Annotated in this window: 15 protein-coding genes; all 15 read left to right on the top strand. The window is 39.3% G+C overall.

The features are described from left to right. The first annotated feature begins 60 nt into the window (after positions 1 to 60). The 15 genes from phoU to FC89_RS05065 all read left to right on the top strand — a co-directional run bounded on the left by phoU (position 61) and on the right by FC89_RS05065 (position 17072). Positions 61 to 747, top strand: a complete 687-nt coding sequence (gene phoU, locus FC89_RS05135; RefSeq protein ID WP_057871472.1) for a phosphate signaling complex protein PhoU — start codon at positions 61 to 63, stop codon at positions 745 to 747. 88 nt (positions 748 to 835) lie between these two features. Next, positions 836 to 1171, top strand: coding sequence for a PspC domain-containing protein (locus FC89_RS05130; protein WP_057871471.1), 336 nt, complete (start codon positions 836 to 838; stop codon positions 1169 to 1171). Between the two features lie 17 nt (positions 1172 to 1188). Then, positions 1189 to 1536, top strand: coding sequence for a phage holin family protein (locus FC89_RS05125; protein WP_057871470.1), 348 nt, complete (start codon positions 1189 to 1191; stop codon positions 1534 to 1536). Between the two features lie 34 nt (positions 1537 to 1570). Continuing rightward, entirely contained in the window at positions 1571 to 2509 is a 939-nt protein-coding gene (hprK, locus tag FC89_RS05120; RefSeq protein ID WP_057871469.1) for an HPr(Ser) kinase/phosphatase, read from the top strand. Positions 2510 to 2525: 16 nt separating this feature from the next. Then, entirely contained in the window at positions 2526 to 3371 is an 846-nt protein-coding gene (lgt, locus tag FC89_RS05115) for a prolipoprotein diacylglyceryl transferase (protein WP_057871468.1), read from the top strand. Between the two features lie 11 nt (positions 3372 to 3382). Next, positions 3383 to 4390, top strand: coding sequence for an NAD(P)H-dependent glycerol-3-phosphate dehydrogenase (locus FC89_RS05110; protein WP_057871550.1), 1008 nt, complete (start codon positions 3383 to 3385; stop codon positions 4388 to 4390). An 87-nt stretch (positions 4391 to 4477) separates the two neighbouring features. Further along, positions 4478 to 5410, top strand: coding sequence for a thioredoxin-disulfide reductase (gene trxB / locus FC89_RS05105; protein WP_083485416.1), 933 nt, complete (start codon positions 4478 to 4480; stop codon positions 5408 to 5410). A gap of 172 nt (positions 5411 to 5582) precedes the next feature. Then, positions 5583 to 7310 carry a phospho-sugar mutase gene (locus tag FC89_RS05100; RefSeq protein WP_057871467.1) on the top strand — a complete coding sequence of 576 codons (1728 nt, stop codon included), beginning with the start codon at positions 5583 to 5585 and terminating at the stop codon, positions 7308 to 7310. 130 nt (positions 7311 to 7440) lie between these two features. Next, positions 7441 to 7971, top strand: a complete 531-nt coding sequence (locus FC89_RS05095; protein ID WP_338040046.1) for a 3H domain-containing protein — start codon at positions 7441 to 7443, stop codon at positions 7969 to 7971. Positions 7972 to 8058: 87 nt separating this feature from the next. Next, the gene (locus tag FC89_RS05090; RefSeq protein ID WP_057871466.1) at positions 8059 to 9492 is read left to right on the top strand and encodes a nicotinate phosphoribosyltransferase; all 1434 of its coding nucleotides are present in this window, start codon (positions 8059 to 8061) and stop codon (positions 9490 to 9492) included. 137 nt (positions 9493 to 9629) lie between these two features. Beyond that, positions 9630 to 11633, top strand: coding sequence for an excinuclease ABC subunit UvrB (gene uvrB / locus FC89_RS05085; protein WP_057871465.1), 2004 nt, complete (start codon positions 9630 to 9632; stop codon positions 11631 to 11633). Positions 11634 to 11653: 20 nt separating this feature from the next. Further along, positions 11654 to 14497: an excinuclease ABC subunit UvrA gene (uvrA, locus tag FC89_RS05080; RefSeq protein ID WP_057871464.1), complete on the top strand. Its 2844-nt coding sequence runs from the start codon at positions 11654 to 11656 to the stop codon at positions 14495 to 14497. A 74-nt stretch (positions 14498 to 14571) separates the two neighbouring features. Further along, on the top strand, positions 14572 to 15045 hold the full coding sequence (locus FC89_RS05075) for an S-ribosylhomocysteine lyase (RefSeq protein ID WP_057871463.1): 474 nt from the start codon (positions 14572 to 14574) through the stop codon (positions 15043 to 15045). A gap of 126 nt (positions 15046 to 15171) precedes the next feature. Next, positions 15172 to 16056, top strand: coding sequence for an RNase adapter RapZ (gene rapZ / locus FC89_RS05070; RefSeq protein ID WP_057871462.1), 885 nt, complete (start codon positions 15172 to 15174; stop codon positions 16054 to 16056). Further along, the gene (locus FC89_RS05065; protein ID WP_057871461.1) at positions 16053 to 17072 is read left to right on the top strand and encodes a gluconeogenesis factor YvcK family protein; all 1020 of its coding nucleotides are present in this window, start codon (positions 16053 to 16055) and stop codon (positions 17070 to 17072) included. Before rapZ ends, FC89_RS05065 begins: the two co-directional genes overlap by 4 nt. Positions 17073 to 17078: the final 6 nt, after the last annotated feature.

The raw sequence follows: 17078 nt of genomic DNA, 5'->3' as shown, positions 1-17078 counted from the left end.
TAATTAAAGTATAAAATCAAGACTAAATCAAACTGCTGTCAGAGATAAGAGGTGAGCTGATTGCGAGAAACCTTTGACAAAGAATTGGTGCAGTTGCATGTGCGCTTTGCTGAAATGGGTATGTTAGTTAATGAAGCTATTTTTCGTTCAGTCAAAGCTTTTGTCGATCATGATAAAAACTTGGCCAGCATGGTTATTGAACATGACCAAGCAATTAATCAGTGTGAAAGTCAATTAGAGAAGATGACGTTAGAGTTAATTGCTTTGTATCAACCAGTTACTTCTGATCTTCGGGATGTAATTACTGTTTTAAAGGCCAGTTCTGATATAGAGAGAATTGCTGATCATGCAGTCAGTTTAGCTCGAACAACAATTAAAATGAAAGGAACTCATCGAATTCCTGAAATTGAAGTTGAAATTGCCAAAATGGGTGAATATGCTGCTAAAATGGTAGCAGATGCCTTAGATGCTTATGTGAAACGTGATCTTGAGCGAGCTTATCAAATTGCTCAACAAGATCTTTTTCTTGACCAAGAGTTGGCAAAAATTAAGCAACTCTGTATTGCCGAGATGCAGGCCAATCAAAAAGCAGTAGTTAGTGGCTCACATTATACTTTAGCGGCAACTTATTTAGAACGGATTGGTGATTATGCAACTAATGTGTGTGAATGGATCGTTTTTTTAAAAAAAGGTGAAATTGTCGAGTTGAATCCTGGGAACAGCGATGATGAAAACGGCAATGCTTAGTGAATTAACAAATTCATAATTTGCCAAATGTAAGTGTAAAATGTACTATTTTAAGTAGGTAGCTTTAACTTGCTAGGAGAAGTGAAAAATGAATAAAAAAAGGAAAAAATTACGCCGCTCAGATGAGCGTATTATTGCTGGTGTTTGTGGTGGTCTGGCTGAGTTTCTTAACTTTAAACCCTGGATTATGCGGATTATTTTTCTACTTTTATTGATAATTCCGCATGTTACCTGGTTAACGGTAAGTTGTTATTTAATTTTAGCAGTTTCAATGCCTCCAAAATTAGGCAATAAAATCTTTAATAGTTTTATTTTTGAGCTTGTCCGCAGTCTTTTTGGAAAAAAAGCAACCCCCAAGGATACCCATGCTAATCGTAATCGGAAAATTATTCACGATGCGCATGAAAGAGATTTAAAGAATTAATTACAATGGAGGTTTTTATGTATTTTTTGCAGCGAATTATTATTAATGCGTTAGTATTTCTTGCAACTGCGGGATTTTTTCCGCAATATTTTCATGTATCAAGTGTTTGGGTATCATTAATTGCAGCAATCGTTTTAGGAGTGCTAAATATGGTGGTAAAGCCCATTCTGATTATTTTATCATTGCCGATCACCATTATGAGTTTGGGAATTTTTTACTTTGTAATCAATGGGTTGATGCTGGAATTAACTTCAAAATTGATTGGAGCTAATTTCCAGTTTTCCAATTTTGGTGCAGCAATTTTAGTAGCTTTGATTTTAAGCGGAGTTAACTTAGTAATTACGAATCATTATAAATTTAAATGATTGCTTGTTTTGTTGAAAAAAGGAGGGATTTTTTGTGAGCAGTTCGGTTAGTGTGGCCGATTTAGTTGCCGCAACGGGTACAATGGTTTTTTCTGGTGGTAAGTATTTGCAAGAACGCATGATTTCAACTAGTGATATTTCACGACCGGGTTTAGAGTTAACCGGATATTTTGCTTACTATCCGGCAGAACGGATTCAGCTGCTGGGGATGACAGAGATTTCCTATGCACGAAAAATGAGAACAGACAAAAGACAGCAGGTTATGCAGCAGTTGTGTCAAGCTGATGTTACACCGTGTTTTGTTATTTCTCGAATGCTGCCAGTTCCAGAAGAACTTGATGCTGCTGCCAAAGCAGCTAAAATTCCGGTTTTGCGTTCTAAATTACCAACTACTCGACTGTCTTCAAAAATGACTGACTTTTTAGAGTCACGTTTGGCTGAAAGAAAGGCGCTTCATGGTGTCTTAGTAGATATTTATGGTTTAGGCGTTTTAATTACTGGCGATTCTGGTGTCGGCAAATCAGAAACAGCACTTGATTTGATCAAGCGTGGACATCGTTTGATCGCTGATGATCGTGTTGAAGTTTATCAAAAAGATGAACAGACGATCATTGGTGAGGCTCCCAAAATTTTGCGGCATTTGCTGGAAATTCGTGGAATCGGAATTATTGATGTAATGAATTTATTTGGGGCAGGAGCAGTCCGCTCAAATACGCAAATTTCTTTAATTGTGCATTTAGAAAATTGGAGTAAAGATAAGCAATTTGATCGCTTAGGCAGTGGCGAACAAAAAGTGAAAATTTTTGATGTGGATATTCCTAAAATTACTGTGCCAGTTAAAATTGGGCGCAATTTAGCGATTATTATTGAAGCAGCCGCAATGAACTATCGTGCCAAAACAATGGGGTACGATGCTACCAAAGCTTTTGAAAACAACTTGAATAATTTGATTCAAGAGAATTCAACTAACTAGTAAGGGAGATTTTGTTTTGAACTCATTTTTTGCGGTACTGAATCCAATCGCTTTTCGTCTAGGCGGAATTGAAGTTCATTGGTATGGAATTATTATTGCTGTTGGAGTGGTATTAGCAGTTTATTTATCGATCCGTGAAGGGAAACGGCGCGGCCTTAAAGAAGATGATTTTTATGATCTGATTTTATGGGCGTTACCGTTTTCAATTATTTCTGCTAGAATTTATTATGTGGTGTTTGAGTGGTCGTATTATTCACAGCACCCTGATCAGATTTATCGGATTTGGGATGGTGGAATTGCAATTTATGGTTGTCTGATTGGGGCAGTTATTGTAATTACCGTTTTTTGCCACTATCGAAAAATTCCGGAATGGTTATTGCTGGATGTAGTGGCACCAACCGTGATTATGGCTCAAGGAATCGGACGCTGGGGTAATTTCATGAACCAAGAAGCCCATGGTCGGCCAACAACACTTGCTTTCTTGCATAGTTTGCATTTACCGGAATTTATTATTCAGCAGATGCGGATTAAAGGAGTTTATTACCAACCGACATTCTTGTATGAATCAGTCTGGGATTTGGCAGGTTTTGTTGTTTTAATGGCCTTACGTCATCGACCGAAACTATTTAAACGGGGCGAAGTATTTTTTGGTTATGTGATCTGGTACTCATTCGGCCGCTTTTTTGTCGAAGGGATGCGGACTGACAGTTTGATGCTGGGATCTTTGCGAGTTTCGCAATGGCTGTCAGTGATCTTGTTTGTTGGAGCGATTGCATGGTTGTTACATCGGCGTTATTGGCAGCCTTTAGCACCGTGGTACCTTGAAGGAGTAACTAAGTATGATAAAAAAAACGAGGAGTGACTTTTTTGAAGATTAGTAAAGCGGCCGTTATCGGCGCTGGTTCATGGGGTAGTGTATTAGCTAATGTTTTGGTAAAAAATGGTTTGGATATTAAAATTTGGACTCGTGAAAGTAAACAAGTAACTGAGTTAAACGAGCAGCATACAAACCATCATTATTTACCGGGTTTGAAATATGATGAACGGTTGGTTGCAACGGATGATTTGGCAGCAGCTGTTAACGGCCGCCAAGTTATCTTATTGGTTGTGCCGACTGTTGCAATTCGTTCTGTTTCACAAAAGATCGGCAAAATTTTGCAAACCAGCAATGAACGACCGCTAATAGTGCATGCTAGCAAGGGGTTGGAATTAGGGACGCATAAACGGATCTCTGAGATTATTGCAGAAGAAATCCCGGAAGCTAATCGAGCAGGAATCGTTGCCTTGTCTGGCCCCAGTCATGCTGAAGAAGTAGCTCGGCAAGATATTACATTGATTACAGCCGCTTCTGCTGACGTAGCAGCTGCCAAAACCGTTCAGAAAATGTTTATGAATGACTTTTTTAGAATTTATACTAATCAAGATATTATTGGAGTTGAACTTGGAGCCGCATTTAAAAACATCATTGCTTTAGGAGCTGGAGCACTAAATGGCTTGGGTTATGGTGATGATGCCAAAGCAGCCTTAATGACGCGTGGATTAGCTGAAATTTCGCGTTTAGGTGTAGCAATGGGAGCTAAACCACAGACTTTTATTGGCTTATCAGGTGTTGGTGATTTAATTGTTACCTGTACAAGTGTACATTCACGTAATTGGCGAGCGGGTAATCAGTTGGGACAAGGTGTACCGTTAGCTGATGTTATTAAAAACATGGGGATGGTTATTGAAGGAATCACGACCAATAAAGCAGCGTACGAATTAGCCCAGCAGCGGCAGATTGAAATGCCGATCACTCAAGCCATTTATCAGGTATTGTATCAAGGTTGTGATATTAAGCAGGCAATTGCTAACTTAATGCAACGCGAAGGTCGATCGGAATAAGCTTAGGCAGAAAATTTTATTTGCTGAAATCGGCAGTGTATACTTGATTTTAAACTAATAATCAGTAAGTGGAAGAAGGTAAGATGATTGGCAGTAAAAAAATATGATGTAATTGTGATCGGAGCGGGTCCAGGTGGCATGACAGCCGCTTTATATGCTTCGCGGGCAAATTTGTCAGTGTTAATGCTCGATCGTGGAATTTATGGCGGGCAGATGAATAATACCGCTGAAGTAGAAAATTATCCTGGATTCAAATCAATTTTGGGTCCGGATCTAGCTAAGGAAATGTATGCTAGCGCGACCCAATTTTCAGCTGAGTTTGCATATGGTAACGTTGAAACGGTGACAGTAGCCGAAGATGGAATGAAAATTGTTAAAACAGATAACGGCGATTTTGCAACGCAGGCGTTGATTATTGCTACGGGCTCGCAATACAAAAAATTGCAAGTTCCAGGTGAAAAAGAATATAGTGGGCGCGGTGTTTCTTATTGTGCTGTTTGTGATGGTGCTTTTTTCCGAAATCAGGATGTAGTAGTAGTTGGCGGCGGCGATTCAGCGATTGAAGAGGGTGCGTATCTAACCCAATTGGCTAGTGAAGTTGATGTTATTCATCGCCGTGATCAGTTGCGGGCACAAAAGATCTTACAGGACCGAGCTTTTGCCAATGAAAAAATGAAATTTACTTGGGATACGATCGTTACGGAAATCGTTGGTGATGGTAAAAAAGTAACTAAGGTTAAAACGCATAACAAAAAAACTGGTGAAGATAGTGAAATTGCTACTCATGGAGTTTTTATCTACGTTGGGTTACTGCCGGTTAGCGGACCGTTTCAACAGTTAGGTATTACTGATGAAGCTGGTTGGATTATCACTGATGAAAAAATGGCAACGAGTGTTCCGGGTGTCTTTGCACTCGGCGATGTTCGTAAAAAAGAATTACGCCAAATTACGACAGCTGTTGGCGATGGCGGTATTGCCGGCCAAAATGCTTATAATTATTTAGAATCACTCAAGGACTAAATGAAAAGAGTTTGTTTATATTCTAGAGCTTTATGTTTCTGAAGATGGAAATATCGGCTTAGAATGGGCAAACTCTTTTTTGCTATTAAAAGACAATCAGAAAAAGACACTTTTCTGATAAATTTAAAAACATTTTATAGTATACTAAGAGTAGTTAAGGAGTGTGATAATTGTGAGTTGGGAAGAAACATATAATTCTTGGGTAAATTATCCAGAATTGGATGCAGAACTTAAAAAGGAATTGGAAGCAATTAAAAATAATCCGGAAAAAAAGGAAGAAGCTTTTTATGCGCCAATGGAATTTGGTACAGCCGGGATGCGGGGAGTAATTGGTGCCGGAATAAACCGGATGAATATCTATACAGTTCGGCAGGCTACTGAAGGCCTAGCTCGTTTCATGGATACTTTGGATTCGACTATCAAACAACGGGGAGTTGCCATCAGTTTTGATTCACGTCATCATTCTGAAGATTTTGCTCATCAAGCTGCTAGGGTTCTAGGCGCACACGGCATTCCAAGTTTTGTTTTTGAAAGTCTCAGACCAACGCCAGAATTATCGTTTACTGTTCGGCATTTAAAAACTTATGCTGGAATTATGATTACCGCCAGTCATAATCCCAAACAATATAACGGTTACAAGATTTACGGTGAAGATGGTGGTCAGATGCCACCGAAAGAATCTGATTTGATCACGAAATATGTCCGCCAAGCTACTGATTTATTTGCAATTAAAGTTGCTGATGAGCAGCAGTTAAAAGCTAAAAATATGTTAAAAATCATTGGTGATGATGTTGATCGGGCTTATTTGGCAGAGGTTGATCAGATTACGATTAATCGTCCTTTAGTTAAAGAGGAAGGCAAAACCTTAAAATTGATTTTTACTCCTTTACACGGAACTGGTGCAATGTTGGGTGAAAAAGCTTTAAAACAAGCCGGATTTACTAACTTTACAATGGTTAAAGAACAGGCAACTGCTGATCCAGAATTTTCAACAGTCGTTAAACCTAACCCAGAGTTTCCCGAAGCATTTGATTTGGCGATCAAACATGGCAAACAAGAAGATGCAGATTTGCTGATTGCAGTTGATCCAGATGCTGATCGTTTAGGTGTGGCTGTTCGTCAACCTTCAGGAGAATATCAGTTGTTAACGGGCAATCAGATCGCAGCACTGATGCTGAATTATATCTTAAAAGCTCGCAAAGAGGCTGGTTCACTGCCAGCTAATGCAGCTGCTGTCAAATCGATTGTTTCCAGTGAATTTGCTACAACAATTGCTCAGCATTATAATGTTAAAATGATCAATGTTTTAACAGGCTTTAAATTTATTGCTGAACAGATTAAACATTTCGAAGAATCAGGTTCACAGACTTTCATGTTTGGTTTTGAAGAAAGTTATGGCTATTTGATTCGACCATTTGTTCGGGATAAAGATGCTATTCAGTCGCTGGTTATGTTGGCCGAAGTTGCAGCCGATTATAAGCGGCGTAACATGAACTTGTATGATGGTTTGCAAGAACTATTTGAAAAATATGGTTATTATGCTGAAAAAACAATTCCACTGACTTTTGATGGAATAGATGGGCCAGAAAAGATTTCACACTTAATGACCAAATTCCGTGAAGCTGCTCCAACTGAATTTGCAGGTGTTAAAGTGACTGCAACTGCTGATTTTCAAGCATCTAAAAAGAAAACAGCAGCGGGAGAAGTTTCGACGATTGATTTACCCAAGTCCAATGTTTTAAAATATTATTTGGCTGATGGTTCTTGGATCGCTGTTCGACCATCTGGGACAGAACCTAAAATTAAGTTCTATATCGGAACACAAGCTGCTAAACAAGCAGATGCTTCAGCTAAAAGAACAGCATTTGAAAAGGCTTTGCAGCAGTTTGCAGCTGAATAGTTTTTTGAAATTAAGTTAGTTTATTAAGTTTGCTATGTAAAGAAGGGCAGGAAGATTTTTCCTGACCTTTTTTCTTTAAAAATTAGAATTGTGATAAAAATTTTTGGACAAAATTAAGTAAAGGATGGTGTTGAATCTGAAAAAGAATAGTTATAGTCGTCGTGATAGAATAAAAACGGATCTTTATAATCAACGTTTGCTTAGTGCCAGCAGTTTAGCTCGAAAATATCATGTTAGTCGACAAACGATTGTTGGAGATATTGCATTGCTGCGTGCGCAAGGCGAACCGATTATTGCAACTGTTAATGGGTATCATTATCAAAAAAGTAATGATCTTTATCAAGGGATAATTGTTTGTCAGCATAATCTACAGCAGACAAGAACGGAACTGGAAACAATTATTGCTGCTCGAAGTCAGGTTTTAGATGTGGTAGTTGATCATCCGCTCTATGGTCAGCTGATTGGGACACTTGGTTTGACTACTTCGGCTGATATTGACCGTTTTATGGAGCAATTAGCCGGTGATCGAGCTAGACTTTTATCAAGTTTAACCAATGGAATCCATCTTCACCATCTAGCTTGTCCGAATGAACAAACATTTATGCAAATTAAAAAACAGTTGAAACAAGCCGGTATATTATATTCTGATGATGAAACTTGACAGTCAAGCGTTGATGGGGTACCTTAATTTTTAAGATGTCTTGACAGCAAATAACCACACTTTTTTAAGTTGGGTTGGAGGAAAAAAATGGAAACGCGAAATTTAACGCTATTGTTAGATTTTTATGAATTAACAATGGCAAATGGGTTTTTGCAAGAAAGCCCAGGGAAGATCGGCTACTTTGATTTGTACTTTCGGAAGGTCCCTGACCAAGGGGGCGTGGTCGTTTATACCGGTCTTGCTCAAGTAATCAAGTACTTAGATAACCTGAATTTTACGGATTCGGATATTGAGTATTTACGTAGCTTAGATACTTTTGATGATAAATTTTTAGATTATTTGAAAAATTTTGAATTCAAATGTGATGTCTGGTCAATGAAGGAAGGGACGCCAGCTTTTCCCAATGAACCACTGATAACCGTCAGAGGGCCAATTTTACAAGTTCAGTTGTTAGAGACAATGCTGTTAAACATTGTTAACCATGAATCTTTGATCGCAACCAAAGCACGTCGAGTCTGCATGATCGCTCATGGCCGGCCGGTAATGGAGTTTGGTTCACGACGGGCACAAGGAGCCGATGCAGCGACTTATGGTGCGCGAGCAGCCGTAATCGGTGGCTGTTTGGGGACGGCTAATGTTTTAAGTGCTAAGCAATTTGGCTTGAAACCGTTAGGAACGATGGCTCATAGTTGGGTTCAGTCTTTTGAGAGCGAACAGGACGCTTTTGCAGCTTGGATGCGGGTTTATCCACACAATTGCTTATTGTTGGTTGACACTTATGATGTTTTAAAATCAGGTGTGCCGCATGCAATTGAGATTTTTAAGCAATTGCAAGCGCAGGGAATCAATGGTCCATTTGGAATTCGTATTGATTCTGGCGATATTACTTATTTAACTAAACAAGCTCGCAAAATGCTTGATCAAGCTGGTTTTACTAATGCCAAAATTACAATTTCCAATGCTTTAGATGAAGATGTTATTCAAAATGTTTTAGAAGAAGGAGCTCAAATAGATAGTTTTGGGGTTGGTGAAAAACTAATTACAGCTGCTTCTGACCCAGTCTTAAGCGGTGTATACAAGTTAGTAGCAGTCCAAGAAGATGGTCAACTAATTCCGAAGATTAAATTGAGTAATACAGTAGAAAAGACGACTATTCCCGGCTTTAAGCATCCTTATCGCATGTATGATGAAGATGGGAAGGCGCGTGGTGATCTATTATTACTTGCTTCTGAAAAGATTCGCCAAAATAGCAAAATTTATAATTCTGATCCTAATAAAACAATCCAAACTCGACGCTTGAAAAAGTGGCAGTTAAAACCGCTCCATCAGCAAATTTATGCTGCTGGCAAGTTGGTTTACCAACAACCGGCTACGTTAGCGGTTAAAGATTATTCACAAGAAAAAATCAGTGAGTTGCCCGAAGCTTGTTTGCGGTTGAAAAATCCTGATATTTATGATGTTTTCTGGTCAAAACAGGTACGGCAGTTGCGGACAAAAATGATTGATGAATTTACAAATTAAAAATCACATGTCTAAAATGTAATCAACGTGCGAAAGTATGTTCGCTGTGTTAAAATTAATAAGCATGATGATGGACCTTGGCAAGGCAGTTGTCAAGGTCTATTTATTTTAGATCGAAATAAGCAGGGAGCGATTAAATGATCGAAAGACAAACAGATCGAAAGTTTGAATTGGTTTCCCAGTATCAGCCGACTGGTGATCAGCCGGAAGCAATTCAACAGCTGACTGCCGGAATCCGTTCAGGTGAAAGAGCTCAAGTTCTATTAGGTGCGACTGGGACGGGAAAAACTTTCACAATTTCTAATGTAATTGCGCAAACTAATCGGCCAACACTGGTTTTAGCTCATAATAAAACGTTGGCTGGACAACTTTATGGAGAATTTAAAGAGTTTTTTCCGCATAATGCGGTTGAGTACTTTGTTAGCTATTATGATTATTATCAGCCGGAAGCTTATGTGCCATCGAGTGATACGTACATTGAGAAAGACTCAAGTATCAATGATGAAATTGATAAATTGCGGCATTCAGCTACTAGTTCGTTGTTGGAACGCAATGATGTAATTGTTGTAGCGTCTGTTTCGTCAATATTTGGTTTAGGGGATCCGCATGAATATAAAGCACATACACTTTCATTACGGGTCAACGAAACCTTGGAACGTGATCGGTTGTTACGGCAGCTGGTTGATATTCAGTTTGAACGCAATGATATTGATTTTCAGCGTGGTCGTTTTCGTGTTCGCGGTGATGTGGTCGATATTTTTCCGGCTTCTCGGGATGAACGAGCTTTACGAATTGAATTTTTCGGTGATGAAATTGATCGAATTTGCGAATTTGATGCATTAACAGGCGAAATTTTGGCGGAACGTGATCATGTTTCGATTTTCCCGGCAACACATTTTATGACTAATGATCAAATTATGGATCAGGCAATTAACGGAATTCAAAGTGAATTAAAAACCAGACTAAAAAAATTGCATGAAAAAGGTAAACTGTTAGAAGAGCAAAGATTGGAACAACGGACGACATATGATATCGAAATGCTCCGCGAAATGGGTTATTGTTCTGGAATTGAAAACTATTCTCGACATATGGATGGGCGCAAACCCGGTGAACCGCCGTATACGTTGTTAGATTTCTTCCCTAAAGATTTTTTGTTGGTAGTTGATGAATCCCATGTTACTATGCCGCAAGTTCGGGGAATGTATAATGGTGATCGAGCGCGTAAACAAATGCTGATCGACTACGGTTTTCGCTTGCCCAGTGCTTTGGATAATCGACCATTGACGTTAGAAGAGTTTGAAAAGCATATCAATCAGGTAGTTTATATGTCGGCCACCCCCGGCCCTTACGAATTGGCACAGACCGATCAAGTGGTACAGCAAATTATTCGACCAACTGGTTTATTAGATCCAGTGATCGAAGTTCGACCAATTATGGGACAGATGGATGATTTGGTTGGTGAAATTAATTTGCGGATCGAGCGTAACGAACGAGTCTTTATTACTACTTTAACTAAAAAAATGGCAGAGGATCTGACGGATTATCTGAAAGAATTACAAATTAAGGTCGCGTATTTGCATTCAGATGTTAAAACCTTGGAAAGAACTAAAATCGTACGTGATCTGCGGCTAGGAAAATTTGACGTTTTAGTCGGAATTAATCTATTGCGTGAGGGGATCGATGTACCGGAAGTTTCGTTAGTCGCAATTTTGGATGCTGATAAGGAAGGGTTTTTGCGAAGTGAACGTTCCTTAGTTCAAACGATTGGTCGAGCAGCCCGAAATGAAAATGGCAAAGTAATTATGTATGCTGATAAGATTACTGATTCAATGCAGGCAGCGATTGATGAAACCAAGCGCCGGCGGACAATTCAAGAAGCTTATAATAAAAAGCATCAAATTACCCCCCACACGATCAAGAAAAAAATTCGCGATTTGATTTCAATCAGCAAACCAGTTAAGCATCATGAAAAAGCTAGTTTTACAGAAACTGAATTTGCAGATATGACGAAGGCTGAGCAAAACCAAATGCTGACTGATTTGACTGAGCAAATGCGAGCAGCAGCTAAGAAACTTGATTTTGAAGCAGCAGCAGCTTTGCGTGATACGATTATGGAATTGAAAAGTCAGTCTGGCCGCTAGTTGATAAAGGAGGAACAAAAGTGGCACAGGAAAAAATTGTCATTCATGGTGCACGCGCACATAATTTAAAGAATATTGATGTCACAATCCCGAAAAATAAGCTGGTTGTAATTACCGGTTTATCCGGTTCGGGAAAAAGTTCATTAGCTTTTGATACTTTATACGCTGAAGGGCAACGGCGGTATGTAGAAAGTTTATCTGCTTATGCTCGGCAGTTTTTAGGACAGATGGATAAACCGGATGTTGATTCAATTGATGGGTTATCACCGGCAATTTCAATTGATCAGAAAACGACTTCTAAGAATCCGCGTTCAACAGTCGGAACGGTCACGGAAATTAATGATTACTTGCGGTTATTGTGGGCACGAGTTGGGACACCGATTTGCCCGAATGATGGTCATTTGATCACCAGTCAATCACCACAACAAATTGCAGAACAAATTTTAAAATTGCCGGAACGCAGTAAAATTCAGATTTTAGCACCTTTGGTTCGCGAAAAAAAAGGTCAGCATAAAAAAATCTTGGCTAAAATCAAACAAACTGGTTTTGTGCGTGTTCGTGTCGATGGCACAACTTATGATTTGGATCAAGTACCAGCTTTGGAAAAAAACAAGAAGCATTCACTAGCAGTGGTAGTTGATCGGTTGGTTATTAAACCGCAAATCAGATCACGGTTGTTTGATTCATTAGAAGCTGCTTTGAATTTAGCAGATGGTTATGTCAGTGTTGATGTTATTGGCAGTGAAATGCTGCAATTTTCAGAAAAATTTGCTTGCCCTTATTGTGGGTTTACGATTGGTGAAATGGAGCCGCGGTTATTTTCATTCAATGCCCCATTTGGAGCTTGTCCGGATTGTGATGGGATCGGCATCAAGTTAGAAGTTGATCGTGATTTGGTGATTCCGGATCCGCAAAAAACATTAGCACAGGGAGCGATCGAACCGTGGAATCCAATTAGCTCAAAATATTATCCAACGTTATTAGAACAAATGTGTCAAGCTTTTGAAATCCCGATGGATATTCCATTTGCTGAATTATCAACTCAACAGCAGCAATTAATTTTATTTGGAGATAACACCCGGACTTTTCATTTTCATTATGAGAGTGATTTTGGTGGTGTTCGTGATGTTGAAACAGCTTTTGAGGGTGTAATTCCTAATATTGATCGGCGTTATCATGAAACTAACAGTGAATTCACTCGTGATGTAATGCGTAAATATATGACAAGTTTAACGTGCCAAACATGTCATGGCTATCGGCTAAATCGACAAGCTTTAGCAGTAAAAATTGCGGGAAAGCATATTGGCGAAGTTTCTGATTTTAACATTGAGCATGCCCTGACTTTCTTTAAGGATTTGAAATTCGAGAAGCAGCAAAGTAAAATTGCCCGGCCAATTCTAAAGGAAATTATTGACCGTTTAACCTTTTTGGTAAATGTTGGGTTGGCTTATTTGACTTTAAGCCGGTCAGCACGCACTTTATCTGGTGGTGAAGCACAACGAATTCGTTTGGCTACACAGATTGGGTCAAACCTGTCGGGCGTACTTTATATTTTGGATGAACCTTCGATCGGTTTGCATCAACGGGATAATGATCGGCTGATTGCATCACTTAAACAAATGCGGGATCTGGGTAACACTTTGATCGTGGTCGAACATGATGAAGATACCATGCGAGCAGCTGATTATTTGATTGATATTGGACCCGGAGCCGGCAGTAACGGTGGACAAGTGATGGCTGCCGGTACTCCCAAGCAAGTCGCTCGTTCGGCTAAATCGTTAACTGGTCAATATTTAGCTGGTAAACGGTTTATTCCTTTGCCACAACAACGGCGAACCGGTAACGGTCATTTTATCGAGTTGACTGGAGCTGCTGCGAACAACTTGAAAAAAATTGATGTTAAATTTCCATTGGGAACATTGATTGCGGTTACCGGTGTTTCCGGATCCGGTAAATCAACTTTAGTTAATTTGATCTTAAAAAGGGCTTTGGCTCAGAAATTGAATGGTAATTCAGCTAAACCCGGCAAATATCAGCAAATTAGTGGGGTTGAAAATCTCGAAAAGGTAATTGATATTGATCAAACTCCAATTGGACGAACTCCCCGCAGCAATCCTGCGACCTATACGAGCGTTTTTGATGATATACGTGGCTTATTTGCGCAGACTAACACCGCTAAATTACGTGGATACAACAAAGGCAGATTTAGTTTTAATGTTAAAGGTGGTCGGTGTGAAGCCTGTCATGGTGATGGAATTATTAAAATTGAAATGAACTTTCTGCCTGATGTTTATGTTCCGTGCGAAGTTTGCCATGGAACGCGATATAATTCAGAAACACTTGAGATTGAATATAAGGGCAAAAATATTGCCCAGGTTCTGGATATGACAGTTACTGAAGCGTTAGAGTTTTTTGCACCGATCCCCAAGATAAAACGTAAGTTACAAACAATTGTTGATGTTGGTTTGGGATATGTTAAATTAGGTCAACCAGCGACAACGTTATCTGGTGGTGAAGCGCAGCGAATGAAATTAGCGGCAGAGCTGCACCGCAAATCAAATGGCAAGAGTTTTTATATTTTAGATGAACCAACGACCGGATTACACAGTGAAGATATTCGCCGGCTGCTGGAGGTTTTGGAACGTTTGGTAGATAAAGGAAATACAGTCTTGGTAATTGAACATAATTTAGATGTTATCAAGACGGCTGATTATTTGATTGATTTAGGTCCTGAAGGCGGTGACGGCGGCGGAACAGTTGTAGCAACCGGGACACCCGAGGAAGTTGCTCAAAATGCCGCCAGCTATACGGGAAAATATTTGGCAAAAATGTTACAAAAAATGCATGATTTAGCAGTAAAATAAGATCAAAGTAGCTTGCATTTCAGAACAAGCATGCTAGAGTAAAAGAGAATACAAATCATTGAGGAGGAATTTAAATGGCAAAAGTTGAAAGCTTTACTTTAGATCATACAGCCGTTAAAGCACCATATGTTCGCTTGATTACGGTTGAAGAGGGACCTAAGGGCGACAAAATTTCTAATTATGATCTACGTTTGGTTCAACCAAATGAAAATGCAATTCCAACAGCTGGGCTGCATACAATTGAACATATGCTGGCTGGATATTTACGAGATCAGATTCCCGAAGTAATTGATTGCTCACCATTTGGCTGCCGGACCGGATTCCATTTAATTGTTTGGGGTGAACATGATACCGTTACTGTGGCTAAGGCACTGAAATGGTCACTTGAACAAATTACCAAAGCTTCATGGGATGATGTTCAGGGAACTGATATTAAGAGTTGCGGTAATTATCGTGATCACTCATTGTTCTCAGCTCAAGAATGGTCGAAGAAAATTTTGGGTGAAGGAATATCCTCAGATCCATTTGAACGACAGGTTGTTAAATAGTTAAAATCAACGGTCGATAAAAGCTGGCAGGAAAGTTTTGCCGGCTTTTTTTTGCAATCCTTAGTAAGTAGCATACCTAAATCAGCATATGCTATAATACATTCAAGTTTGAAAGAAGGATAGATAATGGATAAAACGATTCAACTAGTTGTAATCACCGGAATGAGTGGTGCTGGGAAAACCGTTGCCGTTCAAAGCTTTGAAGATTTAGGCTATTTTTGTATTGATAATATGCCGCCAACTTTATTGCCAAAATTCTGGGAGTTGGTTCGTGAATCTGGTAAGGTTAATAAGGTAGCCTTAGTAATTGATTTGCGTTCACGAGCATTTTACGATGAAATCATTGAGATGCTGCGCAACTTAGGTAACGAAAATGCAATCAATGGAAAAATTTTGTTTCTAGATGCTTCAAATGAAGAATTAGTGGCCCGTTATAAAGAAACACGCCGCTCACATCCTTTAGCGATGGAAGGTCGCTTAATGGATGGGATTAAGTTGGAACGTGATTTGTTAAGTGAGATTAAAGCTCGAGCACAATTAGTAGTTGATACCAGTAAGTTGACTCCGCGTCAGTTGCGTGAAGAAATTTTTCATAATTTTGAAACTAGTGAATCGGCACCGTTCCATATTGAAGTGTTGTCGTTTGGATTCAAGTATGGATTGCCAATTGATGCTGATATTGTAATGGATGTTCGCTTTTTGCCTAACCCGTACTATGTACCGGCACTCAAACAGCAAACTGGATTGGATCAGGCTGTTTATGATTATGTAATGCAGTCCCCCAAAACAGCAAAATTTTATCAGCTATTTATGAAAATGCTGTTGGAAATTCTTCCTGGTTATCAAGCAGAGGGGAAATCGAGTGTAACCATTGCCATCGGCTGTACTGGTGGTCAGCATCGGTCGGTTGCTTTGGCTAAACGGATCGCTGATGAGTTAAAACAAAGTTATCCAGTTAGTGTTGCTCATCGCGATATTGCACGTAGAAAGGAGACCGTTAATCGTTCATGACACTTTATTCAAATAAACGGTCACGACCACAAATTGTAGTTATTGGTGGTGGGACTGGTTTGCCGGTAATTTTAAAAGCTTTTCGTCGGCAGAATGCAGATATTACGGCGGTTGTAACGGTAGCTGATGACGGCGGCTCATCGGGCATTATTCGTGACTATATTAATGTTGTTCCACCGGGCGACATTCGCAACGTGCTGGTTGCTTTGTCAAATTTGCCAGAAATTTATCAAAAAATTTTTCAATACCGTTTTAATTCCAAGGATCAGTTTTTTTCTGGTCATGCAATCGGAAATCTGATTATTGCAGCTTTATCAGAAATGAATGGTGATGGAATTTTTAATGCGGTTCAAGAATTATCTAAGATGATGAAAATTGACGGGCACATTTATCCAGTAGCAAATGAACCCTTAATTTTGCATGCTGTTTTTAAAGATGGAACTGAATTAGCTGGAGAAGCTGAAATTACCGCCGCAGATAAAACGATCGATCATGTTTGGGTCAGTTCAGCTGAAAATAAACAACCGAGGGCAGTACCTGAAGTGATTGATGCCATTATGCATGCCGATCAAATTGTTTTAGGACCGGGGAGTTTGTTTACCAGCATTTTGCCGAATTTAATGATCTCTAATGTTGGGCAAGCTCTCTGTCAAACTAATGCCGAAGTTGTCTATATATGTAATATCATGACACAAAAGGGTGAAACAGAACATTTTACGGATGCGGATCATGTTCAAGTATTGCATCAGCATTTGCAAAAAAATTTTATTGATACAGTTTTAGTCAATACCGAACCAGTACCGCGCAACTATTTGGATCACCAAAAATATGATGAGTATTTATATCAAGTTAAACATGATTTTAATGGTTTACGTTCACAGGGATGCCGGGTAATCTCTGATAATTTTTTGGAACTGCGAGATCACGGAGCTTTTCATAATGGCAGTCAAGTTGTTGATGAATTGATGCGCTTGACGAGCCGGCCGTTATCGTGGATTGAAAATGAATTTAATTGACCTTAG

Source organism: Liquorilactobacillus ghanensis DSM 18630 (assembly GCF_001435235.1).
Taxonomy (GTDB): Bacteria; Bacillota; Bacilli; order Lactobacillales; family Lactobacillaceae; genus Liquorilactobacillus; species Liquorilactobacillus ghanensis.
Note: the sequence above shows the minus strand (reverse complement) of the source record. Positions and strands in the feature narration are given on the sequence as shown.